This is a genomic window from Kribbella sp. CA-245084 (assembly GCF_050942355.1).
GTDB lineage: Bacteria > Actinomycetota > Actinomycetes > Propionibacteriales > Kribbellaceae > Kribbella.
Window position 1 is genome coordinate 2,207,730 of record NZ_CP192053.1, and the last position, 21,253, is coordinate 2,228,982.

At 67.2% G+C, this 21,253-nt stretch carries 24 protein-coding genes; 15 read left to right on the forward strand and 9 right to left on the reverse strand.

Going from position 1 to position 21,253, the window contains the following annotated elements; all coding sequences use genetic code 11:
* Positions 1-144 precede the first annotated feature (144 nt).
* The 4 genes from ACQPYH_RS10795 to ACQPYH_RS10810 are packed head-to-tail and all read right to left on the reverse strand — an operon-like array spanning position 145 to position 4,273.
* Positions 145-1,395, reverse strand: a complete 1,251-nt coding sequence (locus ACQPYH_RS10795; protein ID WP_432889628.1) for an ABC transporter substrate-binding protein — start codon at positions 1,393-1,395, stop codon at positions 145-147.
* A 16-nt stretch (positions 1,396-1,411) separates the two neighbouring features.
* A complete protein-coding gene (locus ACQPYH_RS10800) occupies positions 1,412-2,215 on the reverse strand; it encodes a carbohydrate ABC transporter permease (protein ID WP_432889630.1) in 804 nt (267 codons plus the stop codon).
* Complete coding sequence (locus ACQPYH_RS10805) at positions 2,208-3,077, reverse strand: carbohydrate ABC transporter permease (protein WP_130445037.1); 870 nt, start codon at positions 3,075-3,077, stop codon at positions 2,208-2,210. The genes ACQPYH_RS10800 and ACQPYH_RS10805 overlap by 8 nt, the downstream gene beginning before the upstream one ends.
* Positions 3,074-4,273, reverse strand: coding sequence for an ROK family protein (locus ACQPYH_RS10810; RefSeq protein ID WP_432889632.1), 1,200 nt, complete (start codon positions 4,271-4,273; stop codon positions 3,074-3,076). The genes ACQPYH_RS10805 and ACQPYH_RS10810 overlap by 4 nt, the downstream gene beginning before the upstream one ends.
* Positions 4,274-4,570: 297 nt before the next feature.
* Between ACQPYH_RS10810 and ACQPYH_RS10815 the strand changes: the two genes are divergently transcribed.
* Together ACQPYH_RS10815 and ACQPYH_RS10820 are read left to right on the forward strand one after the other, a co-directional pair.
* Positions 4,571-4,873: a hypothetical protein gene (locus ACQPYH_RS10815; RefSeq protein ID WP_432889634.1), complete on the forward strand. Its 303-nt coding sequence runs from the start codon at positions 4,571-4,573 to the stop codon at positions 4,871-4,873.
* 32 nt (positions 4,874-4,905) lie between these two features.
* Complete coding sequence (locus tag ACQPYH_RS10820; RefSeq protein WP_432889636.1) at positions 4,906-6,024, forward strand: epoxide hydrolase family protein; 1,119 nt, start codon at positions 4,906-4,908, stop codon at positions 6,022-6,024.
* Here ACQPYH_RS10820 and ACQPYH_RS10825 read toward each other — a convergent pair.
* Entirely contained in the window at positions 6,014-6,961 is a 948-nt protein-coding gene (locus ACQPYH_RS10825) for a quinone oxidoreductase family protein (RefSeq protein WP_432889638.1), read from the reverse strand. The genes ACQPYH_RS10820 and ACQPYH_RS10825 overlap by 11 nt on opposite strands.
* Positions 6,962-7,003: 42 nt before the next feature.
* On the opposite strand from ACQPYH_RS10825, the gene ACQPYH_RS10830 reads away from it, so the two are divergent.
* The 3 genes from ACQPYH_RS10830 to ACQPYH_RS10840 all read left to right on the forward strand — a co-directional run bounded on the left by ACQPYH_RS10830 (position 7,004) and on the right by ACQPYH_RS10840 (position 9,091).
* The gene (locus ACQPYH_RS10830; protein ID WP_432889640.1) at positions 7,004-7,630 is read left to right on the forward strand and encodes a DUF2461 domain-containing protein; all 627 of its coding nucleotides are present in this window, start codon (positions 7,004-7,006) and stop codon (positions 7,628-7,630) included.
* Between the two features lie 93 nt (positions 7,631-7,723).
* Positions 7,724-8,584 carry a helix-turn-helix domain-containing protein gene (locus ACQPYH_RS10835; protein WP_432889642.1) on the forward strand — a complete coding sequence of 287 codons (861 nt, stop codon included), beginning with the start codon at positions 7,724-7,726 and terminating at the stop codon, positions 8,582-8,584.
* 129 nt (positions 8,585-8,713) lie between these two features.
* The gene (locus ACQPYH_RS10840) at positions 8,714-9,091 is read left to right on the forward strand and encodes a hypothetical protein (protein ID WP_432889644.1); all 378 of its coding nucleotides are present in this window, start codon (positions 8,714-8,716) and stop codon (positions 9,089-9,091) included.
* Between the two features lie 151 nt (positions 9,092-9,242).
* On the opposite strand, the gene ACQPYH_RS10845 is transcribed toward ACQPYH_RS10840, so the two are convergent.
* Complete coding sequence (locus ACQPYH_RS10845) at positions 9,243-10,115, reverse strand: helix-turn-helix domain-containing protein (protein ID WP_432889646.1); 873 nt, start codon at positions 10,113-10,115, stop codon at positions 9,243-9,245.
* Between the two features lie 462 nt (positions 10,116-10,577).
* On the opposite strand from ACQPYH_RS10845, the gene ACQPYH_RS10850 reads away from it, so the two are divergent.
* Both ACQPYH_RS10850 and ACQPYH_RS10855 read left to right on the forward strand, forming a co-directional pair.
* Positions 10,578-10,772, forward strand: coding sequence for a hypothetical protein (locus ACQPYH_RS10850; RefSeq protein WP_130445044.1), 195 nt, complete (start codon positions 10,578-10,580; stop codon positions 10,770-10,772).
* 29 nt (positions 10,773-10,801) lie between these two features.
* Positions 10,802-10,987 carry a hypothetical protein gene (locus ACQPYH_RS10855; protein ID WP_130383591.1) on the forward strand — a complete coding sequence of 62 codons (186 nt, stop codon included), beginning with the start codon at positions 10,802-10,804 and terminating at the stop codon, positions 10,985-10,987.
* Between the two features lie 239 nt (positions 10,988-11,226).
* On the opposite strand, the gene ACQPYH_RS10860 is transcribed toward ACQPYH_RS10855, so the two are convergent.
* Positions 11,227-11,460: a DUF397 domain-containing protein gene (locus ACQPYH_RS10860; RefSeq protein ID WP_130445045.1), complete on the reverse strand. Its 234-nt coding sequence runs from the start codon at positions 11,458-11,460 to the stop codon at positions 11,227-11,229.
* Positions 11,461-11,730: 270 nt separating this feature from the next.
* Here ACQPYH_RS10860 and ACQPYH_RS10865 point away from each other — a divergent pair, with 270 nt between their 5' ends.
* The 3 genes from ACQPYH_RS10865 (at position 11,731) to ACQPYH_RS10875 (ending at position 14,663) form a co-directional block, all read left to right on the forward strand.
* Positions 11,731-12,552 carry a SigB/SigF/SigG family RNA polymerase sigma factor gene (locus ACQPYH_RS10865; protein ID WP_432889649.1) on the forward strand — a complete coding sequence of 274 codons (822 nt, stop codon included), beginning with the start codon at positions 11,731-11,733 and terminating at the stop codon, positions 12,550-12,552.
* A gap of 255 nt (positions 12,553-12,807) precedes the next feature.
* Positions 12,808-13,539: a hypothetical protein gene (locus ACQPYH_RS10870; protein ID WP_432889651.1), complete on the forward strand. Its 732-nt coding sequence runs from the start codon at positions 12,808-12,810 to the stop codon at positions 13,537-13,539.
* Positions 13,540-13,556: 17 nt separating this feature from the next.
* Positions 13,557-14,663, forward strand: a complete 1,107-nt coding sequence (locus ACQPYH_RS10875) for an NAD(P)/FAD-dependent oxidoreductase (RefSeq protein WP_432889653.1) — start codon at positions 13,557-13,559, stop codon at positions 14,661-14,663.
* On the opposite strand, the gene ACQPYH_RS10880 is transcribed toward ACQPYH_RS10875, so the two are convergent.
* Positions 14,629-15,456, reverse strand: a complete 828-nt coding sequence (locus ACQPYH_RS10880; RefSeq protein ID WP_432889655.1) for a helix-turn-helix domain-containing protein — start codon at positions 15,454-15,456, stop codon at positions 14,629-14,631. The two genes, ACQPYH_RS10875 and ACQPYH_RS10880, sit on opposite strands and share 35 nt — an antisense overlap.
* 154 nt (positions 15,457-15,610) lie before the next feature.
* Between ACQPYH_RS10880 and ACQPYH_RS10885 the strand changes: the two genes are divergently transcribed.
* The 4 genes from ACQPYH_RS10885 (at position 15,611) to ACQPYH_RS10900 (ending at position 18,810) form a co-directional block, all read left to right on the forward strand.
* On the forward strand, positions 15,611-16,336 hold the full coding sequence (locus ACQPYH_RS10885) for an ABC transporter ATP-binding protein (RefSeq protein WP_432889657.1): 726 nt from the start codon (positions 15,611-15,613) through the stop codon (positions 16,334-16,336).
* On the forward strand, positions 16,333-17,163 hold the full coding sequence (locus ACQPYH_RS10890) for an ABC transporter permease (RefSeq protein WP_432889659.1): 831 nt from the start codon (positions 16,333-16,335) through the stop codon (positions 17,161-17,163). The genes ACQPYH_RS10885 and ACQPYH_RS10890 overlap by 4 nt, the downstream gene beginning before the upstream one ends.
* A 7-nt stretch (positions 17,164-17,170) precedes the next feature.
* Positions 17,171-18,364 carry a zinc-binding alcohol dehydrogenase family protein gene (locus ACQPYH_RS10895; RefSeq protein ID WP_432889661.1) on the forward strand — a complete coding sequence of 398 codons (1,194 nt, stop codon included), beginning with the start codon at positions 17,171-17,173 and terminating at the stop codon, positions 18,362-18,364.
* 182 nt (positions 18,365-18,546) lie between these two features.
* Positions 18,547-18,810, forward strand: coding sequence for a hypothetical protein (locus tag ACQPYH_RS10900; protein ID WP_432889663.1), 264 nt, complete (start codon positions 18,547-18,549; stop codon positions 18,808-18,810).
* A gap of 96 nt (positions 18,811-18,906) precedes the next feature.
* Here the strand turns inward: ACQPYH_RS10900 and ACQPYH_RS10905 are convergent, their stop codons facing one another.
* Positions 18,907-20,265 carry an FAD-dependent oxidoreductase gene (locus ACQPYH_RS10905; RefSeq protein WP_432889665.1) on the reverse strand — a complete coding sequence of 453 codons (1,359 nt, stop codon included), beginning with the start codon at positions 20,263-20,265 and terminating at the stop codon, positions 18,907-18,909.
* A 71-nt stretch (positions 20,266-20,336) separates the two neighbouring features.
* Between ACQPYH_RS10905 and ACQPYH_RS10910 the strand changes: the two genes are divergently transcribed.
* The gene (locus ACQPYH_RS10910; protein ID WP_432889667.1) at positions 20,337-21,230 is read left to right on the forward strand and encodes an AraC family transcriptional regulator; all 894 of its coding nucleotides are present in this window, start codon (positions 20,337-20,339) and stop codon (positions 21,228-21,230) included.
* Positions 21,231-21,253: the final 23 nt, after the last annotated feature.

Sequence of the window (21,253 nt, forward strand, 5' to 3'; positions counted from 1 at the left end):
GCAGGACGGGCTGGCGGCCTGGCATGCCCGCCCCCGAGCGGAGGGGCGCCGCCCCTCCCCCCGCCCCCGAGCGCAGGGGCGCCACCCCTCCCCCCGCCCCCGAGCGGAGCGAGGGGGCGGGGGCTTCTTTCCCTGTTCTTTCTTTCACTTCTTCAGTAGACCGTTCACCTTGGATTGCGCGTCAGCCAGAGCCTTCTCCACCGTCTTGCGACCAGCCGCGGCAGCGGTTAGTTCCTGGGTGACGGTGTCCTGCATCTCCTGCTGACGTTCGACGACCGGAGGCAGGATCGGCTGCTCGAGCGCGGTGAAGACCGCCTCGCGGTTGGCCGGCTTGGGCTGGTCGAGGTAGCTCTTCAGCTTGCTTTCGTCGGCGATCGGCGGCAGTTCCCACGACGACGCGAGCCGCGTCTTCGTGGTCTCGTCGGACGACGACAGATACGTGATCCACTTCTGCGCCGCGTCCGCGTTCTTCGATGCCGCGTTCACCACCAGGCCGTTCGCGAACATCGCTGACGCCTTCTGTGTGTTCCCGGGCTCGACCACCACATCCCAGTCGAACTTCGCGCCGGCCAGCCCGGAGAACATCCAGATCCCGGTGTGCCACATCGCGAGCTTCCCGGATGTGAACAGCTTCGTATCGAAGTCCGGCGTACCGGCGCCGTCGGCCTCGGTCGGCATCGTCTTGCCGACCTTGTCCACCAGGAACTTCGCCGCCTCGACGCCCTGCGGAGAGTTGAACGTCGCCTCGGTGCGATCGGAGTTCAGGAACGCGCCGCCGTTCTGCGCGAGCACCTTGTAGAACTCGTTGTACGACACAGGCTGGTAGTCGCCCCACACCTTGGTCGCCTTGTTGGTGAGCTTGGCAGCCGCGGCCTGTTCGTCCTTCCAGGTCCAGTCGGCCGTCGGCTCGGCCACCCCGGCCTGCTTGAACAGGGCCTTGTTGTAGAACAGGACCACGTTGGAGAACGACTCCGGTACGCCGTACTGCTTGCCGTCGGAGTTGAAGGCGTCGTACAGCGACTTCTTGTAGACCGACGCGTCGACGCTCTTCAGCTCGCCCAGCGAGCCGTTCTTCGCGTACGTCACGAAGTTCTCGTAGTTGAGCTCGAACGCGTCGGCCGCGGTGCCGCCGGCGACCGCCGTCTGCAGCTTGGTGAAGTAGTCGGCGTACGGCACAGTCTCGACCTGCACGGTGATGTTCGGGTTGGCTGCCTGGAAGGCGTTGACGATCGCGGTCAGGTCCTTCTCGTGACCGTCGTTCGACGAGAAGTTCATGTACCGCACGACCGACTTGCCCTCCGGCGCGGCGGCCTGCTTGGTCGCGGATCCCTGCCCGCAGGCGGTCAGCGCGAGCGCGGCGGTCAGTCCGACGGCCGCGAATTTGATGAGGCGCATGGTGGTGTTTCCCCTCCTACTTGATACCGGTGTGTGCGACACCGGCGATGATGTGGCGCTGCGCGAGCAGGTAGATGACGGCGATCGGCAGGATCGAGACGACCGACCCCGCCATCACGACGTTCCATTGCGTGGTGAATTGGCCTTGCAGCGTGGACAGACCGAGCGGCAGCGTCATGAACTCCGGTGACCGGATCACCACCAGCGGCCAGAGGAAGCTGTTCCAGCTGCCCATGAAGGCGAAGACCGCGACCGTCGCGAGAGCCGGCCGGATCAGCGGCAGCACGATCGTGGTGAAGATGCGCAGATGCCCAGCGCCGTCGATGGTGGCCGCCTCGTCCAGTTCGGCCGGTACGGCGCTGACGGCCTGCCGGAGCAGGAACACGCCGAACGCGGACGCGATGGTCGGCGCGAGCAGGGCGAAGTACGTGTCCTGCAGGTTCAGCGTCTTCATCTCGATGAACAGCGGTACGACGAGCACCTGCAGCGGGACCATCAACGTGGCCAGGTAGCAGCCGAAGACCACGTTCTTCAACGGGAAGTGCAGGCGGGCGAACCCGTACGCCGCCATCGATCCGGTGATCAGCTGGAACCCGGTCGAGGCGATCGCGATCAGCAGCGAGTTGACCAGGATCCGCCAGATCGGCATCGCGTCGAGCAGCGTCCGGTACGCGTCCACGGTCGGGTTGTGCACGATCAGCTTCGGCCCGTCGGCCAGGGAACCGTCCGGGGTGATCGAGGTGATCACGGTCCACAGGAACGGGAAGAGCATCACGGCGGCGCCGACCACGACCGCGGCGTACAGCCAGAACCTACGCATAGTGCACCCACTTCCGCTGGCCACGGACCTGGAGCACGGTGATCAGGAGGATCACCGCGAACAGGATCCAGGACAGCGCGGAGGCTTCACCCGCGCGTCCGTACCGGAACGTCAGGTCGTAGATGTGCCCGACGACCACCTGGCTGCTGCCCGACGGGCCGCCGCCGGTCATCACGTACACCTGGTCGAAGACCTGGAAGCCGTTGATCAGCGAGATGACCACGACGAAGAACGTCGACGGCGACAGCAGCGGCAGGGTGATCCGCCAGAACCGTTGCCACGCGTTCGCGCCGTCCACCAGCGCGGCCTCGTACACGTCGGACGGTATGGACTGCAGCCCGGCGAGCAGGATCACCATGACGAAGCCGAGATCCTTCCAGGCCGAGGACAGGATCACCGCCGGCAGCGCCCAGTGCGGGTCCGTCCACCAGCCGGGCCCGGGTACGCCGAAGAATCCGAGGATCTGGTTGACCAGTCCGTTCGCGGGGTTCAGCAGCCATTTCCAGACCAGTGCCACGACCACCCAACTGGTCACGACCGGCAGGAAGTACGTCGCCCGCAGGAAGGCGCGGCCCTTCAACCGCTGGTTCAGCACCAGCGCCAGCGCGAGCCCCCCGGCGTACACCAGGGGGAGGTAGCCGACGACGTAGACGAGCGTGTGCAGGAAGACCTGGCGCGTCGTCGGGTCGGTCAGCAGGTTGGTGTAGTTGTCGAGGCCGACCCACTGCATCGGTGAGATCAGGTTCCACTTGTGCAGGCTGACCCACAGGCTGGACACCATCGGCACCAACGTGAACGCGACCAGCGGGATCGCGCTCGGCAGCAGGAAGAACAGCACCCAACCCAGTTTCTTCGCCCTCACGAGGCTCCCAGCCGGGCGCGGACCAGTCGGCTCTGCTCGCCCCCGTTCCCGGCGGCGTCGAACGGTGACGCCAGTACCAGTGACGCCGCCCCGCGGGCCCACTGGTCCTCCGTCCACGGCTCGACCAGCACGGGCACGCTTTTGCGTGCCGGTAGCAACGACCGCCGGAAGGACGGCTCGAACCCGCTCTGCCAGAACTCCCATCCGTCCACCCCTTCACCGAGCAGTACGACGACCTCCGGGTCGACCGTGTGAATCACGCCGGCCAGTGCCCGGCCGAGCAGCTCGCCGGCCTCGGCGAAGACCGCCCGGGCCGGCCCGTCCCCAGTTGTTGCCGCGCGCAACAGTCCGGCGAGGGTTCCGCGTGGACCGATCACGCCGCGGTCGCGCGCCGTCCGGGCGAGACCGTCGGCGCCGATATAGGCCTCGAGGCAACCGGTCGAGCCGCAGGTGCAGACCGGTTCGTCGGCAGCGGCCCATACCGGGATGTGGCCGATCTCGCCGGCCCCGCCGTTGGCGCCGCGGTAGATCGCACCGTCGACGACGATCCCGCAGCCGATCCCGCGCCCGATCGTGACCACCAGGTACGACGAGTGCTCGCGACCGATCCCGTACAGGCGTTCGGCCGCGGCGAGCGTGTTCACGTCGTTGTCGACGAGCACCGGCGTACCGACGGCTTGTCGCAGGATCGGCCCGACCTGCATCGCTCGCCAGCCGAGGGTCGGCGCGTCGACGATCCCGGATGCCTGCGAGTCGACGGACCCGGGTACGCCGACGCCGACACCGAGCAGCTCGTCGTCGAGCCCGGCGACCTCCGAGGTCAGGATCCGGCCGAGCCGGTCGAGCGCGTCGGTGGCCGCCGGATCGTAGTCGTGCGACCGGCTCGACCGAACGGTGCCGTCGAGCTCGACGGTCACAACCGCGACGTGGTCCGCGGTGACCTTCGCGCCGAGTGCGACGCCGGCCCGGCTGGCCAGACCGAGAAGTCGCCTCGGCCGGCCGCCGTTCGACGGGACCGACTCGAGCTCCTCGACGACCCCACGTGCGATCAGATCCTTCGTCACCTGCGTGACGGTCGCCGGGCTCAGGTCCAGGCTGCGGGCGATCGCGGTCCGGGACGTGGGACCACGGGTGCCGAGCAGTACGACGATGCCGGACGGCACCAGCTCACCACCGCGAGGGCTCTGACCGCTCACCGAATCACTTCCTTCAGGACTAAATTTAGTCCGAAAGTAAGCCGCCCGGACGCGGCTGTCAAGAGTTCTCTGCGGCCGGCCGATGGAAGAAGATTCCGAGTGACAGTGACTTTCATTTGATCTGAGATCACCGTCACAGCCGGTCATGTTCTGAGTAAGGACTCTGTGAAGAATCGGTCCTGACGGCCTGCTCGGGTGGGGATCATCGCGGGCCTGACCGTAAGTTCGATTCTTGGGTGGTCCGTCGAAGTCAGGAGTGATCGAAGTGCTACGGGGCTCACGGGGCGTGCCGTCGGCATGCCCACAACCAGCGGATCCGGTCTGACCGTGATCACGCTGAACAAGATTCTCGGCGCGGCCGGGGTGGTGCTGCTGCTCGTCGGCGGCCTGCTCGGGTTCCGCTCGGTCTCGGCCAGTGGCACCCGCTGCGGTTCGGCGTTCCAGCCGGCCGGCGGGATCACGCCGATGGCCTGCGACAACGCGCTGAACGGTGCGAGCACGCTGGTCACGATCGTGATCAGCGTCGGCGTGCTGTGCCTGATCGCCGCCGTAGCGGTCAAGGTGGTCCGCGATCGGACTCACGCGAAGGTCGTCGCCTGAAGCAATCTGCTCGGCTGTGGCAGGGTGCCGGGATGACGATCGAACCGTTCCGGCTGGATGTGCCGGAGAGCGAGCTGGACGACCTCCGTCGGCGTTTGGACCTAGTGCGTTGGCCCGCTGAGCTGCCCGGCGCGGAGTGGTCTCGCGGCGTCCCGTTGGCGTATCTCCAAGACCTGGTTGCCTATTGGCGGGACGGGTACGACTGGCGCGCCGCTGAAGCGCGGTTGAACGAGTGGCCGCAGTACACGACTGTGATCGACGGGGCTCAGGTCCATTTCGCGCATGTTCCGTCGTCGGACCCGGCGGCGGTCCCGCTCGTTCTCACCCACGGGTGGCCGGGGTCGGTCGTCGAGTTCACCGAGGTCGCGAAGCTGCTGACCGACTTCCACCTGGTGATCCCGACGATCCCGGGGTTCACGCTGTCCGGGCCGGTGGGCGAGCCGGGATGGGAGTTCAAGCGCGTCGCCCGCGCGTGGACCGAGCTGATGACACGGCTCGGCTATGAGCGGTACGGCGTACAGGGCGGCGACTGGGGTGCGGCGATTTCGCGCGAGGTCGGGCGCATCGACCCCGAGCGCGTGATCGGCGTACACCTCAATCTCATCCCTGGTGCGGGCGCTACGTCAGAGCCGACGCCGGAGGAGCTTGCGCCGCTCGATCAGGCTGAGCAGGAACGCACGTGGGCGTCGTGGCGTCGTCAGCAAGCGTTCGCTTCGGAGCAGCAGGGGTACGCCGATCTGCAGTCGACGCGACCGCAGACGCTGGCTTATGCGTTGACGGATTCGCCGGTCGGGCAGCTGGCGTGGATCGCGGAGAAGTTCGCGACCTGGTCGGATCCGGCGTCACCGATCGACCGCGACGCGCTGCTCACCAACGTGATGCTCTACTGGCTCACCCGGACCGCGGGATCGGCGGGCGCGATCTACTACGAGCGCGCGCACGCGTCGTACTGGGGTCAGCCGGCCGAGCCATCCCGTACGCCGACGGCGCTGCTCGACCTCGCGCACGAGAACTTCATCCCGCTGCGGCACAAGGTCGCTCGCACCGACAACGTCGTCCGCTGGACAAGCCATCCGCACGGCGGCCACTTCGCTGCTCTCGAACAGCCCTCCGTGCTGGCCGCCGACATCGGGGCGTTCTTCAGGGCTTGAGGATCAGCTTGCCGGTGGTACGGCGGGCCAGGAGGTCCTCGTGGGACCGACGCGCCTCTTCGAGCGGGTACTCCGCGCCGACGAGCGGGCTGAGCTTCTTGGCAGCGGTCAGGGCGAGGAGCTCGGTCAGCGGTTCGGCGTACCCGCCGGGGAGATCCATCGCCGGGACGAGCCAGAAGCCGGCGACCGATAGGTTGCGCTGGGCAAGCGCACTGGGATCGACGGACGGTCGTCCTTCGCGGCCGGCGTTGCCGTAGTTCACCAATCGGCCGAACCCGTTGAGGCATTCGAGTCCGGCCAGCATCGTTGCCCCACCGGTCGAATCCAGTACGACGTCGACGCCATCGGTTGCCTTGAGCACTCTTTCGGCGTAACCGTCGGGGTTGTTGTCCACGGCAACATCCGCGCCGAGCTCCAGGGCGAGCTCCCGCTTGGCGTCGGTCGATGCCGTCGCGATGACGTGCCCGGCTCCGAAGTACTTCGCGAGCTGAACGGCCAGCGACCCGACGCCACCTGCGGCTGCGTTGACCAGGACAGTCTCGCCGGGGCTCAGCCGCGCGCTGTTCTTCAGCGCGTGCCAGGCGGTCAGTCCTTGGATAAGCAGCGCGAGCGCCTGCCCGTCGCTGACTGCATCCGGTACGTCGACTGCGCGATCGACCGGCGCGACGGCGTACTCGGCGTACCCGCCACCGGTCTCGAAGATGGGGGAGAGGATGCGGCGACCCGCGTCGGTGCGTCCGACGATCTCGACACCGGGGACGAACGGCAGCTTGACGCCGCCGCGGTACGAACCGTCCGTGCGATGCGTATCCGCGAAGTTCACGCCGGCGGCGGTCACCTCGACGAGGAGCTGGTCCGGTCCGGCGACCGGTGGGTCGAGCTCGGTCGGGACGAGGACCTCGGGACCGCCGAACTGGGTGACCTGGATCGCGCGCATGGGGGTGTCTGTCCGTTCTGTCGGGCGAACTATCGTTGCCGCATGAGTTTTACCGGTTTTCCGGCGGCGGCGCTGGATTTCTACGACGATCTCGAAATGGACAACACCAAGTCGTTCTGGACGGCGCACAAGCAGGTGTACGAGGAGTCGGTCCGCGCACCGATGACCGCGCTGCTCGCGGAGCTCGAGGAGGAGTTCGGTACGGCGAAGCTGTTCCGCCCGTACCGCGACGTCCGCTTCGCGAAGGACAAGACGCCGTACAAGACCCACCAGGGCGCGTTCATCGACCTGGCTCCCGCGACGGGCTGGTATGTCCAGGTCTCCGCCCCCGGCGTACGAGTAGCCGCCGGCTTCTACGACGCAACCTCCGAGCGCCTCGCGAGGGTCCGCACCGCCATCGACGACGACCGCCGAGGCAAACAACTCGAGAAACTCCTCGCCAAACTAACCCGAGCCGGCTGGACCGTAGGCGGCGACAAACTGAAAACCAGCCCCCGAGGCTACGACCCGGACCACCCCCGCATAGACCTACTCCGCCACAAGTCCCTCACAGTCTCCAAGTCCTACGGCTTCGAGCCCATCATCCACACCCCCGACCTAGCCACCCAGATCCGCACCGACTGGCAATCCACCAAACCCCTCCTAACCTGGCTAACCGACAACACCTGACGGAACGTGAGGGTGCTTGTACGGTGCGAATCCGACCAGCGATAATGGCGGTGATCTTGAATCCATGAGGTCGGAAACGCGAGGTTGTGGAAAATGCCGAGGGCTGCTGGTCCGCCGACTGTTCGGCTTCGTCGGCTTGCGGCTGAGTTGAAGAGCCTTCGCGCCGAGGCGCAGCTGACCCGCGAACAGGTGCAGGAACAGACCGGTGTCAACCAGGGCACCCTCTGGCGCATCGAGAAGGGCCAGGCCAAACCCCACACCGGCACCCTCGAAACCCTCTTCGACCTGTACGACGTCCCGGAAGCTCGCCGCGTCGAACTGCTCGAGCTGGCGCGTGGCGGGAAGCAACCCTGGTGGCTTCGCCAGCTCAAGGACCTGATGCCGCAGAGCTATGCGGCGTACATCAGCTTCGAGTCGGAGGCCAAGGTCGCGCACAACTACGAATCGCTGTTCGTGCCGGGTCTGCTGCAGACCGAGGAGTATGCCCGTGCGGCTCTCGTCGACGGCCTTCCGAGAGACTCGGGCAAGTTCGAGTTGAGCGTGCAGACCAGGATGGAGCGCCAGCGCGTTCTCGGTCGGCGGGAGGACGGACGCGATCCTCTGGAGCTCTGGGCGGTGCTCGACGAGGCCGCCTTGCGCAGAGAGGTAGGCGGTCGTTCAGTGATGCGCGCCCAACTCGGCCGACTGCTGGAAGTGAGCGAGCGCCCGAACGTCACGCTGCAGGTGATCCCGTTCGATCGCGGGACGCATCCCGGCATGCTCGGCGCCTTCGTCCAGCTGAAGTTCGGTTCGGTCGCACCCGACATCGTCTACGTGGAGAGCGTGGCCGGTGACATCTTCCTGGAGGCAGAAGCCGAGATCGACCGGCACAGCCTGGTCTTCGATCACCTGCGGGCGACAGCGCTCAGCCCGCGCGACACCAGCACGTTCATCGCCACGCTGATCGCCCAGTGAGGTTATCCACAACCTCGCATTTCAGCTTTCCGACGGTACTGCGCCACCCGGATCCGACCCCCGGCCCGCCCCTCCAGCCCGCAGAGATTCGGATGGTGCGACCCGTACCGGTCTCCGTACGGTCGTTGCATGACGACCGCAGCGACGAGCCTGGCCATCTCGGCCGGCAACTCGATGGGGCCGAGGTCGGGCGCACACCGCGTGCTCTATTGCTACGCCCACGAACGCCTCGCCCCTAAGCTGCGAGATCTCGTCGCAGTTCAGGAAGCCGCAGGCCGGGCGGCGATCGAACGCGGCTTCGTCCTCGGCGCGCTGTTCGTCGAGGAGGACAGCTCAGGTACGGCGATGCAGGCACTCATCGATGCCGTGTCGTCCCAGCCTGGCGGCACCGCGGTCGCGGTACCCCACCGCGGGCACCTGATCCCGCTCGGCCGCCCGTATGAATGGCAACTGTTCCTCGAAGAGATCACCCGTCATCCACTCGTCTTCACAGGACGCACTCCCTGAGCAGCGGGGCGGGCATGCCGGATCCCTGTCGCCCGTGCCCGTCCCGCTTTCCACACCTTGCAGATCGGAAGGACCGACTATGCCCAACAGGTCGACCGGGCGGCCGCAAGCGATCGTCGACCAGTCTCAGAGAGTCTGGGACTGGCGTTTGTCAGCGTTCGAAGTCTTTGCGGATGTCGGTGAGGATGTCGCGGGTTTTGTTCGGGGGCGGGGCTGCGACGCAGAGGGCTTCCATGGTGGCCGTGTACTGGTCGAGGTCTTCCAGCTTGTCCAGGTACAGGGCGCTGGTGAGGTGCTCGATGTAGACCATGTCGGGCAGGTCCTGCTCCGGGAAACGGAGGATGCTGTAGGCGCCGCCGGTGGCTGCGTGGCCGCCGACGCTGAACGGCATCACCTGGAGGGTGACGTTCGGCAGCTGGGAGGCGTCGATCAGGTGGTTGAGCTGCTCGATCATGCTCTTGACGCCACCGATCGGCCGGCGCAGGACAGCCTCGTCCACCACGGCCCACAGGCGAACCGGCTCCGGGCGGGTCAGGACGCCCTGGCGGTTGGTCCGCAGCGTCACGCGACGCTCGACCTCATCGCCCGGGATCATGCCGCGACCCAGCTGGACCACCGCACGGATGTAGTCGGGCGTCTGCAGCAATCCGGGAATGAACTGCAGCTCGTACACACGGATCAGCTGCGCCGCGGCTTCGAGGTCCAGATAAGAGTGGAACCAGCTCGGCAGCACGTCGCCGTACCGATGCCACCAGCCCGGGTTGTTCGCTTCGCGCGCGAGACGAAGGAGCCGCTCGCGCTCTTCCTCGTCGTCGAGCCCGTAAAGACTGAGCAGGTCGCCGACGTCGCGTTCCTTCAGGCCGACGCGGCCCAGCTCCATCCGGCTGATCTTGGACTCCGACGAGCGGATCTCCCAGCCGGCGTCGGACCGGCTGATACCGGCGGCCGCCCGCATGCGGCGAAGGTGCGCTCCGAGAATGACGCGCAGCGCGGTCGGTCCGCTTTGCGCGCCCGACTCCGTCACCCCAACCTCCCAGCGGCCCCAGCGGTCTCCATCAACATCAACCTCACCCGCAAGTGCACATCATCGCACGGCAGGGCTCTGATCTGCCGAAGTTCTTACAAAAGAGCGGCGAATCCGCAGCAGCGATCACGGAGCGTAAGAGTAGCCGATCCGCATCACGCCTGATTTGTCAGTACATAGTAGCCGTCAAGCGTGTCGTCGAACACCGTTCGGCGACGGTCGATCCAGCCTGGTTCAGGCGTAACAGGGGCCGAATGGGGTTCGTTGTGGTCTCGAATTGGAAAACGTGCGGATGCACGTGCATCGGGCGCTTGCATTCGTCGCGTGCCGACGCCATGATTGCTTCATGCACAGAAGGTGAGCTGAATCTCGCGAAAAGTGACATCGCGTGATCCGGCAGGCCGGTCCTTACAGAGCGCCAATGGCCCCCCGTTGGCTTGACTGGTTGGGGAACCCGAGTCGATGAACGACAACGACAGTGAAGTTGTGGAGCAGACCGCCGGCATGGTCGACGGCCGCGCGCCCGAGGAGCTGACGGAGCGGGAGATCCAGGATCTGGTTGCGCGTTGCCCCGAGCAACAGCGCTGGGCCTTCGAGGGCTGGTTGCGCGGCGTTCGCCAACTCGACGGCGACCCCATCGTGAGCCTGGCTCCATGACCACCGATAGAGCAGTAGGAGGACGGAAAATGGTGCGGATCTGGCTGGGCGACCACCTGATCGCCGAGTACGTCGCCGAGCCGGACCGTGCATCGCGGTACCAGCGGGTGATGACGCCGAAGTTCACCGGATTGCGAATCACCGTTGACAATGCGGCCACCGGGAAGGCATCCGAACTGCCGAGCGAACAGCTCTGGCCGCTCACCGTCCAGTAGTTCCGTACTCGCCCCTCAGACACGCCAGGGCTGACTCTCGCCGGAGAGTCGGCCCTGGCGTTTCCATGTCTTGTGCGGTCCGCGCAGAGCCGGATCTGCCGGCCGCCGATCGACCTTGCGTCCACACTCGCGTTACCGGCCTTCGAGGCCGATCTCAGGGCACACGAAAGGGCCCCTTCGTCACTCGCCTGGCGAAGGGGCCCTTGCTTTTCGTGTTGCCCTGTACTGCTGTGTGAAGCTCAGGCGAGGTAGTCGAACTCGCCGTCCTGAACGCCGCCGAGGAACGCCTCGATCTCGGCCTTGGTGAAGACCAGGGCCGGGCCGTCGGTGAAGCGCGAGTTGCGCACCGCCACACCGCCGTCCGAGAGCTTCGCAACCTCGACACAGTTGCCGTTAGGGCCGCTGCGCTGGCTCTTCTTCCAGATCAGCTCACTGTTCGAGTCGCCGGGCATGCCGTTGTAGATCGCAGTCATCAGCTGCACCTTCCATACGTCCTTGGCATATGCACGTGCATTTGGCCTTGCATCTGCATCGTACACACTTTTGGCACGCGTGTCCGCTCCCTTACTTCCAGTGATGGTGTCGGGGTCAAACGCCCGTTCTCCGGCGTGTCCGGTCGCGATCAGTGACGATTTCGGGGCCCATGCATGAGATCCCGGCAGCTGGGTACGACTTCTCTTGCAGGCATGACCGTGGTTCAGCGAAGTGCCACGCCGTGACTAGACAGTCGCGAGGTCATACCAATGGTTACGAGCATCATGGAGCGGGTTTCCACCCGCTGCGCCACTCCGGCCGATCGGGCCGCACGTGAAGCAGCCACCCGGGAGCTGATGGAACGCCGGGCTGCCAGTACCGCCGAAGGCGAACGGCAGGAACTTCTCGAACAGGTCGTCGAACTCAACCTGGAAATGGCACAGGGCATCGCGCGCCGTTTTCGCGGGCGAGGCGCCGAGGCGGACGATCTGGAGCAGGTCGCGTACCTGGGGCTGGTGAAAGCAGCCCACCACTACCGGCTCGAGGCGGAGACCCCGTTCATCGGGTTCGCCATCCCGACCATCCGCGGCGAGGTCAAGCGGTACTTCCGCGACTGCGCCTGGACGGTCCGGATCCCGCGCCGGCTGCAGGAGATGCAGGGCACGATCGCAACCAAGCTGCCGGAGCTCGAGCAGCAGCTGAACCGCGAGCCGACGCCGAGCGAGATCGCTGAGCACCTCCAGGTCGAGGTGGTCGAGGTCGAGCAGGCACTTGCGGCGAAGGGCTGTTTCAACGTGTTGTCGCTCGACCGTCCCGCCGAGGCCGACGCCGAACTGACGCTGGCCGACGTGGTCGCCGACGACGATGACGCGAGCATCGACCAGCTGGAAACGGTCGAGATGCTCGAGCCTGTGCTCGCCGATCTGGGCGAGCGTGACCGCCGGATCCTTCAACTGCGCTTCATCGAAGGCTGGACGCAGTCGGAGATCGGCAACGACATCGGCGTCAGCCAGATGCAGGTATCCCGGGTCCTGCGCCGGATCCTCGACGACCTGCGGGACAAACTCGCCCCGGTCCAGGCCGCGGCCTAAGAGTTGCCCGCAGCAACCGTGCCCTGGTGGTAGTAGAGACGCCAGGTGCCGTCGGTCCGTCGCCACAGAGAACTGCGGCGGACCGACGCACCACCTGTACGACGGGACACGTACGTCGGTCCCATCGCCCGCCCGACGCGCCCACCTCCACAGCGTCAACCCTAGACTCGCGGGTCGCTGGACCTCACCGTCGGTGGCGGGTGGCGGCACAATGGGGGAGGACGAGGGGATACGTAGTTGCTGTTGGCCTTGCGCATGTTCAAGACCGTGCCTGCGGACGCGGTCTCGGTAGTGCGCGCGTACCCGCCGATGATCGTGTGTTTCGCGGCCGCGCTGGCCGGCACCGCAGTCGTGTTCGACGTCTTCTATCTCGTCGCCAGCCCCGGCCTCACACTAGCGCTTGTTTATACGGTGCCGGTGCTCGCCGGTCTGATCGCGGGCCTCGTGGCCGCGGCCGACGATGTCGGCCTGGAGCGGCGAGTACTTCTTTGTACGGTCGGTCTGGCGATCGCACTCGGCATCACCAACTCGATCGTGGTCGCGATGATCGCCGCGATGTCCCGCACCGACCCGTCGAACTGGTCGTCCGGCGGCCAGTCCGTCCTCTTCGCCGGGTGCTCGGTGCTCGCCGTCGCGCTCTCGATCGTTGCCTGCAGCAAACTGATCGATGCGCTCGGCATCGAACTACGCACCGAGTTGCCGCATCGCCGCCGACCCGTTCCGGCTCCGACTGTCTTACTCGCACCGCGGCCGCGAGTGAGCAAGGAGTCGGCCGCGCGCGCCCGGCCCGCCCCACCGCCTCCTCCACCGGTGGTCCCGCAGGATGAGGAAGAGACCATCCCGGTCTTCGTCCCGCCACCCCTCAAGGTGGTGGATCCGGACGAGGCCCGCCCGGTGACCACGTCCGGCCAGATCGCACCCCACACCCCGCGCATGCGCCGTACTCCTCGCCGCAGCAACAAGCCGGGCCGTCGCCCCGGGACGTAAGCTGCGAGACTGGTCCTGTGTGGGATCTGGTGATTGTTGGGGCCGGCCCGGCGGGAGCCGCGGCCGCGCTCGGGGCGTTGGGGGCGGATCCGACTCTGTCGGTGCTGCTGGTCGATCGGCACGACTTTCCGCGGGACAAGGCATGTGGTGACGGGATCGCGCCGCACGTACTCGATCTGCTCGCGGACGTCGGCGTCAAGGGGATCCTCGACGACTGGACCCCGGTACGGCGGTTCGTGCTGAACCGCGGGTCCGCCGGCGTGGATCGGGAGATGTCTCGCCCGACCTGGGTGGTGCCGCGGATGGTGTTCGACCAGCGGCTCGTCGAGGCTGCGCAAGCGGCCGGGGCTCAGTTGATCCGGCGACGGGTCCGCGGCCTCGCGATCCAGCGGCAGTCCGTCACGGTCGACGACGACCTGCACGGCCGGTTCGTGGTCGGCGCGGACGGCGCCCATTCCGTCGTACGGCAGGAGCTCGGGACCAAGCCCGGTCCGGTCGCGCTCGCGATCCGCGGATATGCACCGACGCCGACTGCGCGGGCAGCGAGTCAGGTGATCGCGTACGGTCCGGGCCGGCAGCCGTCGTACGCGTGGTCCTTCGATCGCGGCGACGGCTGGTCGAACGTCGGGTACGGCGAACTCCTCGCCGGCACCCGTCCGACGCGAGCCGACCTGCTCAAGAACCTCGAGACACTCCTGCCGGGAGCGACCAACGGCGGCGAGTCGTGGTGGGGCCATCATCTGCCGCTCGCAGGCTGGTCCTGGCGACCGCAGAGCGGACCGGTGCTGCTCGCCGGCGACGCGGCCGGTCTCATCAACCCGATGACCGGTGAAGGCATCTACTACGCGGTCGCAACCGGGCTGCTCGCGGGCCGCTCGATCGCGGACGCACTGCGGACAGGCGACTCGGACGCGGGTACGCCGTACCGTCGCCGGACGTCCCGCCTGCTGTCGAGGCACCTGCGCCATACCGCAATCGTTGCCCAGCTCAGCCGCTCCGATCGGATCCTCGACGCGGGTATCCGCGCGGCCGACGCCGACCAGGGCATCTTCGACGACCTCGTCGAGCTGGGCCTCGCCGACGGCTACCTCACTCGCCGCCTGCTCCGGAAGCTGCTGCCTTGACGGCATAGTCGACCGCATCAGTCACGCGCTCGACAAGCCAGTCCAACTTGGTCGCCAGCTCGTCGGGGCTGAGTAGCCGATCGGCCTTCCAGAGGACGGCGAGAACAGAGAGGCAGTCCTGGAAGCCCGCGCCACCAGACATGTCCTCGCTGAGTCGCTGGAAGAACTCGGCCATCTGTGTCAGCCGCTCGCCCGCCGGGGTGTCGCGCCCGACCAGGTCGACGCCCTCGGCCGCGGTCTCGGCCCAGTTGAAGTTGGTCCGCGCGCTGATCTCCCACGCCTTCAGCCAGACGTCCTCGGCGATCACGTAGTGCTGGAGCCGGCGCTCCGGGTCGGGCTCGCGATGAACCATGCCCACCCGCTCGAGGTATCCGATCGCCTTCGAGATCGACGCCGGGCTTACCCACAACTCCCGGACGAGATCGGCGGCGGTGAGCGTGCGCGAGTCCGACGTATAGAGCAGTGCGAGCACGCGCGACGCCATCCGCGGCAACCCGCCGTCGACCATCATCTCCGCGAACCGCTCGACGTACGCCGCTCGCGGATCGCCGAGCCGGCTCGTGCCCGCCGTACGACGACCCTCGTCCGGCCGCCGTCGGCGTGCCCGCGAGGCCGTCGCGTAGTGCGCATGGTCCGCCCGATAGCCACCCGCGCCGCCGTTGCGCGCGACCTCGCGGCTGATCGTCGACGTCGGTCGCTGCAGTTGCCGCGCGATCTCGGCGTACCCGAATCCGTCGGCGAGTCCGGCCGCGATGTCGAGCCGGTCCTGATGGCTCAGCCTGCCTCCGGGCATCCGGCACCTCCGCGCGTTTATCGTCAGGTCATTGCAACGCATTGCATTCTCTTGCAGTCTCATTGCACAGAATGCCATGTATTACAGGGTTTTGCGAGCTGGGGTCTGTCAATGACGATTGCCGGTTCGGTGAACGCAACGTAGTTTCCAGGTCATGGTTCTAACAGTTGATGGCCTGCGGATGCGGTACGGCGACACCGAGGTCCTGCATGATGTTTCGTTCGACGCGGGCGCCGGCGAGGTGGTCGCCTTGCTCGGCCCCAACGGCGCGGGCAAGAGCACGACCATCGAGATCCTCGAAGGCTTCCGGCTTCGTTCGGCGGGCCGGGTCGAGGTGCTCGGCGTCGACCCAGCCGCGGGCGACGAACGGTGGCGGTCGCGGATCGGCATCGTGCTGCAGTCCTGGCGCGACCACGGCAACTGGCGGGTGCGCGAGCTGCTGCATCACCTCGGCTCGTACTACGCGCCGTACGCGACACCGTGGCCGGCGGACGAACTGCTCGACGCGGTCGGGCTCGCCGGGCAGGCGAAACAGAAGATCAGGACGCTGTCGGGAGGCCAGCGCCGGCGGCTCGACGTCGCGATCGGGATCGTTGGTCGCCCCGACGTACTGTTCCTCGACGAGCCGACGGCCGGGTTCGATCCGGAGGCGCGGTACGAGTTCCACGAGCTGGTCCGGGGGCTCGCGGTCGATCAGGGTACGACGATCCTGCTCACCACTCACGATCTCGACGAGGCGAGCAAGCTCGCGCACCGCATCCTCGTCCTCGCCGCGGGCCGCATCATCGCGTCCGGTACTGCCTCCCATCTGATCGCGGCGGCCGACGCGGGATCACTAGAAGACACCTATCTGGCCTTGGTTCGACAGGAGCACCGATGAGATTCCGACCCGGTTGGCAGCGCGGACTGATCGAACTACGGCAGTCGTTCACGAACCCGGCCGAGCTGACCAGCCATTTCCTCTGGCCGGTCCTGATGCTGATCGCGCTGTTCTTCCTCAGACATCGCGACTTCGGCTCGACCGGCCTGCTGCTCGGCGCGATCGCATTGCCGAGCATCCTCGGGATGAACGCCGCGATGGGCATGGTCAGCATGAGCCAACTCCTCACGGCCGATCGTGCCGATGGCACGCTGCTCCGCGCGAAGGCCATACCAAACGGTATGGTCTGCTACCTCATCGGCAAGGTCGTGTCGGTCGCGGGCGGGCTGCTGGTCGATCTGGCGATCCTGTTGATCCCCGGCCTGATCATCGTCGACGGAGTCGCGCTCGGGTCGGCCCACTGGTTCACGTTGCTGTGGGTCCTGCTGCTGGGCCTGGTCGCAACGCTGCCGATCGGCGCGGTTCTCGGCTCGCTGCTGACCACCGCGCGTTCCCAGGGCTTGATCCAACTGCCGATGCTGGCCCTGATCGCCATCTCCGGCATCTTCTACCCGATCACCGCCCTGCCCGCCTGGCTGCAGTCCATCGGCCAGCTCACCCCCATCTACTGGATGGGCCTCGGCATGCGCTCGGCACTCCTCCCGTCCGAAGCGGTCGTGGTCGAGGTCGGCGAGTCCTGGCGGCACCTCGAGACGGCCGCGGTCCTCGGCGTCTGGGCGGTCGTCGGTTTGCTGCTCGCCCCCGTCGTACTGCGGCGGATGGCGCGCCGCGAGTCCGGCTCGAAGGTCGCCGAACGCCGCGAGCAAGCCCTCCGCCGCGTCGCATGATGGACAGATGATGCAGGCGTGGGTCGTCGAACATCCCGGTCCGATCGACAGCGGTCCGCTCCGCCAGGTACGGCGTACCGTCCCGGAACCCGGACCAGGTGAGGTCCTCGTCAAGGTCGAGGCCTGCGGGATCTGCCGCACCGACCTGCACCTCGCCGAAGGCGACCTCCAGCCGAAACGCCCCGGCGTCATACCCGGCCACCAGGCCGTCGGCACAGTGGTCGCCCGAGGCACGACGGACCGCCGAGGCGCGACGGCCCACGACGCGATGACCGGCCAGGTCGCGGCGACCGACCGCCCCGCGACCGGCGACCGCTTCGCGACTGGCGAGGGCTTCGCGGGCGGTGAGCGCGTCGGGGCTGGTGGGCGGTTTGGAGTTGGGGAGCGGGTGGGGATCGCCTGGCTGCGGGGGACGTGTGGGGTTTGTGAGTTCTGTCGGGTAGGTAGGGAGAACCTCTGCGCTCGCTCGGCGTACACCGGGTGGGATGCCGATGGTGGGCTTGCGGAGTACGCCGTGGTGCCTGAGGAGTATGCGTACGCGCTGCCGACCGATCGGCCCGCGGAGGAGCTTGCGCCGTTTCTGTGCGCTGGGATTATCGGCTACCGGTCCCTGGTTCGTGCGAGTCTGCCGCCTGGCGGGCGGCTTGGGATCTACGGGTTTGGGTCCAGCGCGCACCTGACCGCGCAGCTCGCAATCGCGCAGGGTGCCGAGCTGTTCGTGGTGACACGTGGCGAGAGGAACCGCGCGCTTGCCCGCGAGCTGGGTGCGGCCTACGTCGGCGACCGCCCGCCGGTGCCGCTTGATTCGGCGATCGTGTTCGCGCCGGCCGGTGACGTAGTCCCGCAGGCACTCGAAGCGCTCAAGCCCGGCGGTACGGTCGCGGTCGCCGGCATCTACCTGTCCGACGTACCCGTGCTGAACTACGAGCGGCATCTCTTCCACGAGCGCGACCTCCGCAGCGTCACCTCCAACACCCGTCGCGACGGCGAAGAGCTGGCGGACAGCTCTTCGCCGTCGCGACGGCGAAGAGCTGTTCCGCCTAGTGGCCCGCCTGCCGGTCCGACCGCACACGACGGTCGTCCCGTTCGACCAGGTCGACCAAGCTCTCGCAGACGTCGCCCACGGTCGCGCGAGCGGCTCTCTGGTTGCTGTCCTCGACGGTTGAACCGGTTCGTCGCGTGGGACGTTTCAACTAGATAGGTGAGCGTTAGAACTGGGTGAAGATTCCACCAGGCGGGGCGGCTGAACTTCAGAGCTGACTGCTAGCTGCGTTAGATTTGATCAAATCTTACCGAGCTGTCAGGGAGCGTGAGCATGCATAGACAGGATCCGGCCAGGCAACAGTGGTCGATCCTTGCTGCCGCGACCCGAGAGGACGGCCGGTGCTGAGCAAGGTCCTCGGCGCGGTGGGTCTTCTCCTACTGGTCGTCGGGGCGGTGTTCGCTGTTCGGCCGGTGCACATCGGCGGGGACGGCTGCGGCTCGGTCTTCCAGCCCGACAAGGGCATCACGCCGATGCAGTGCGACGCCCGGCTGAGCAGCCGCGGCAACCTGGTCACCGGCTTCGGCGCCGGCGGCGCAGCCCTCATCGTCACGGCTGTCGCAGTCGCCGCCATCCGCGACCGCCGCACCGTCGCCCGCTCCTGAGCGACCGCCGCACCGTCGCCCGCTCCTGAGCCTCACGTTGAGCACCCACCAACCGTTTCCGACGCCGATCGATGGTTGATGGGTGCTCAAAGACGATCAGCGGACGATCGTCGCGAGGACCTCGTTGAAGGCCTCGGTCGAGGACGGGTGCGTGTAGATCGAGTCGCGGAGTTCGGTGGCGGTGATGCGGTGCCGCATGGCGAGCGTGACCACGTTGATCAGCTCCTGCGCGTCCACACTCAGCAGCGCCGCCCCGAGGATCTCGTCGGTCTCGGCGTCGATCACGAACTTCATCGCGCCGCGGGTCTCCTCGACGATGTACGCGCGCGGCATCGCGACGATGTCCGCGACGTTCTCCATCCCGATCCGGACCCGGTACCCGGCTTCGCGCGCGGCCTTCTCGGTCAACCCGACGGTCGCGAGCGGCGGCGACATGAACAGCGTCTGCGGTACGGCGACGCGATCGGCCGTCGACCGCTTCCCGCTCCCGAGCAACTGGTCCACCACGATCCGGCTGTCGTCCAGCGAGATGTAGGTGAACTGCGGTCCGCCGTTCACATCGCCCAGCGCGAAGATGTGCGGCTGGCTGGTCCGCAAATACGAGTCGACCTCGACCGCGCCGCCCGCCGTCGTACGGACGCCAGCGTTCTCGAGCTTCAACTCAGCGCTGGCAGGCGCCCGTCCGGTCGCGGCCAGGATCGCGTCGACCTTGAGCGTGTGCTCGCGCCCGCCCTTGCGATAGACGACGGTGTCTTCGTCACGGATCTCCAGTACTTCGGCGCCGGCAACGATCTCCACGCCCTCGCCGGTCAGGATGTCCGCCGCCACGGCCGCGACGTCGTCGTCCTCGCGGCCGAGGATCCGGTCCGACGACTCGAGCACGGTGACCTGCGTTCCGAACCGGCGGTAGATCGAGGCGAACTCGATGCCCTGGTACCCGCCGCCGATCACGGCCAGCCGACCGGGCAGGTGCGCGGTGTGGATCAGGTCCACGTTGGTCACGGTCCGCGGGCTCTCGCGCAGACCGGGGATGTTCGGGATCACCGACTCCGAACCGGTGTTGATCAGGATGGTCTCAGCGACGATCCGTACGTCGCCGACCGCGACGGTGTGCTCGTCGACGAAGGACGCGGTACCGGTGAGGACGGTGATGTTCTCGGCCTCGTTCAGCGCGTTGTAGTTGCCGGCCCGGAACGTCGACGTCAGGGCCTGCACCTCGGCGATCGACCGCTCGAACCACTCTTCGGCCGAGTCGTCCGGCCGCCGCTTGCTGGAGTGGTGGACCAGTTGCTTGGTCGGCACACAGCCGACGTTCGGGCAGGTCCCGCCGTACATCTGGTCGGAGCGTTCGATCAGGATCACCCGACGACCGGCCCGGCCGAGCGCGGCGGCCGTCACCTTCCCGCCCTTGCCGAAACCGATCACGACGACATCTGCCGTCAGGTTGGAAGTCATGTCTTTGAGTCTGCGACCTACTCTTGAGACGGAACAGTCGATAAGAGCTCAATTTCCTGCTGAGGCGTCTCATGGATCTGATCAGCCATCTCGTCGGCCTGGCCCGTATCGGGGCAAGGGTCGACAAGCGCTGTCTGTTCGCGGCCGACACCGAGATGAAGGTTCCCGCGTACGCCGACGACGAGGCCGCGTTCCACTTCATTCTCGACGGCGAGTGCACGCTGGAGTTGCCCGACCGCTCGATCCAGCTGACCGCAGGCGACGCGGTCCTGCTGTCCGACAGCCCGGCGCACATCATCCGTACGCCGGGCGCGGACCAGCCGCGGGCGTCCGTCGAGACACCGGGTACGGCGTTCGACACCGTGAACAGCCCGTCCGGAGACGTGACCACCGACATCTTCTGCGGCCACTACACGGTCGGATCCGGCTCCGGCGTACTGCTCCTGCGCAGCCTGCCCGATCCACTGCTCGTGTCCTTCGGCACCGATGAGTCGGTCCGGACGGTCGCCGAGCTGCTGCGCGCCGAGGCCCGCGAAGAAGGCCCGGGTACGGCGGCGATCCTGGATTCACTGTGTGCCGCGCTGCTCGCGATGATGCTCCGCCGCGGCGGCCTGCCCGGCGCAGCGCCCTGGACCGCACTGGCCGACCCGCGCATCGCGACCGCGGTCGAAGCCGTACTGCGGGATCCCGGCGCCGACTGGACCCTGGAGCGGCTGGCCGCGACCGCGTCGATGTCCAGGGCAACCTTCGTCAGGCACTTCGCCCGACTGACCCCGACCAGCGTCGCTGCTTTCGTGACGCAGTTGCGGATGATGGTGGCCGCCGATCTGCTGACCGACGCCGACCAGACGGTGGCAACGGTCGCCGGCCGGGTCGGGTACCGCTCGGAGTCGGCGTTCAGCAAGGCGTTCCGGTCGGCCACGGGCAGCACGCCCGGGAGGTACCGCCGTACGCTCGGGGCTTGACCTTGACACTGTGTCAAGCCGGA

Excerpts from the sequence above, each read along its gene's own strand:
- ACQPYH_RS10880 (WP_432889655.1), bottom strand. The coding sequence starts at position 15,456 with ATGCCCGGAGGCAGGCTGAGCCATCAGGACCGGCTCGACATCGCGGCC.
- ACQPYH_RS10825 (WP_432889638.1), bottom strand. The coding sequence starts at position 6,961 with ATGCGCGCGATCCAGGTCACCCAGTTCGGCGGTCCCGAGGTCCTCGTC.
- ACQPYH_RS10890 (WP_432889659.1), top strand. The coding sequence starts at position 16,333 with ATGAGATTCCGACCCGGTTGGCAGCGCGGACTGATCGAACTACGGCAG.
- ACQPYH_RS10895 (WP_432889661.1), top strand. The coding sequence starts at position 17,171 with ATGATGCAGGCGTGGGTCGTCGAACATCCCGGTCCGATCGACAGCGGT.
- ACQPYH_RS10815 (WP_432889634.1), top strand. The coding sequence starts at position 4,571 with ATGCCCACAACCAGCGGATCCGGTCTGACCGTGATCACGCTGAACAAG.
- ACQPYH_RS10865 (WP_432889649.1), top strand. The coding sequence starts at position 11,731 with ATGGTTACGAGCATCATGGAGCGGGTTTCCACCCGCTGCGCCACTCCG.
- ACQPYH_RS10795 (WP_432889628.1), bottom strand. The coding sequence starts at position 1,395 with ATGCGCCTCATCAAATTCGCGGCCGTCGGACTGACCGCCGCGCTCGCG.
- ACQPYH_RS10885 (WP_432889657.1), top strand. The coding sequence starts at position 15,611 with ATGGTTCTAACAGTTGATGGCCTGCGGATGCGGTACGGCGACACCGAG.
- ACQPYH_RS10860 (WP_130445045.1), bottom strand. The coding sequence starts at position 11,460 with ATGACTGCGATCTACAACGGCATGCCCGGCGACTCGAACAGTGAGCTG.
- ACQPYH_RS10835 (WP_432889642.1), top strand. The coding sequence starts at position 7,724 with ATGCCGAGGGCTGCTGGTCCGCCGACTGTTCGGCTTCGTCGGCTTGCG.
- ACQPYH_RS10820 (WP_432889636.1), top strand. The coding sequence starts at position 4,906 with ATGACGATCGAACCGTTCCGGCTGGATGTGCCGGAGAGCGAGCTGGAC.
- ACQPYH_RS10905 (WP_432889665.1), bottom strand. The coding sequence starts at position 20,265 with ATGACTTCCAACCTGACGGCAGATGTCGTCGTGATCGGTTTCGGCAAG.
- ACQPYH_RS10870 (WP_432889651.1), top strand. The coding sequence starts at position 12,808 with ATGTTCAAGACCGTGCCTGCGGACGCGGTCTCGGTAGTGCGCGCGTAC.
- ACQPYH_RS10830 (WP_432889640.1), top strand. The coding sequence starts at position 7,004 with ATGAGTTTTACCGGTTTTCCGGCGGCGGCGCTGGATTTCTACGACGAT.
- ACQPYH_RS10840 (WP_432889644.1), top strand. The coding sequence starts at position 8,714 with ATGACGACCGCAGCGACGAGCCTGGCCATCTCGGCCGGCAACTCGATG.
- ACQPYH_RS10855 (WP_130383591.1), top strand. The coding sequence starts at position 10,802 with ATGGTGCGGATCTGGCTGGGCGACCACCTGATCGCCGAGTACGTCGCC.
- ACQPYH_RS10910 (WP_432889667.1), top strand. The coding sequence starts at position 20,337 with ATGGATCTGATCAGCCATCTCGTCGGCCTGGCCCGTATCGGGGCAAGG.
- ACQPYH_RS10800 (WP_432889630.1), bottom strand. The coding sequence starts at position 2,215 with ATGCGTAGGTTCTGGCTGTACGCCGCGGTCGTGGTCGGCGCCGCCGTG.
- ACQPYH_RS10850 (WP_130445044.1), top strand. The coding sequence starts at position 10,578 with ATGAACGACAACGACAGTGAAGTTGTGGAGCAGACCGCCGGCATGGTC.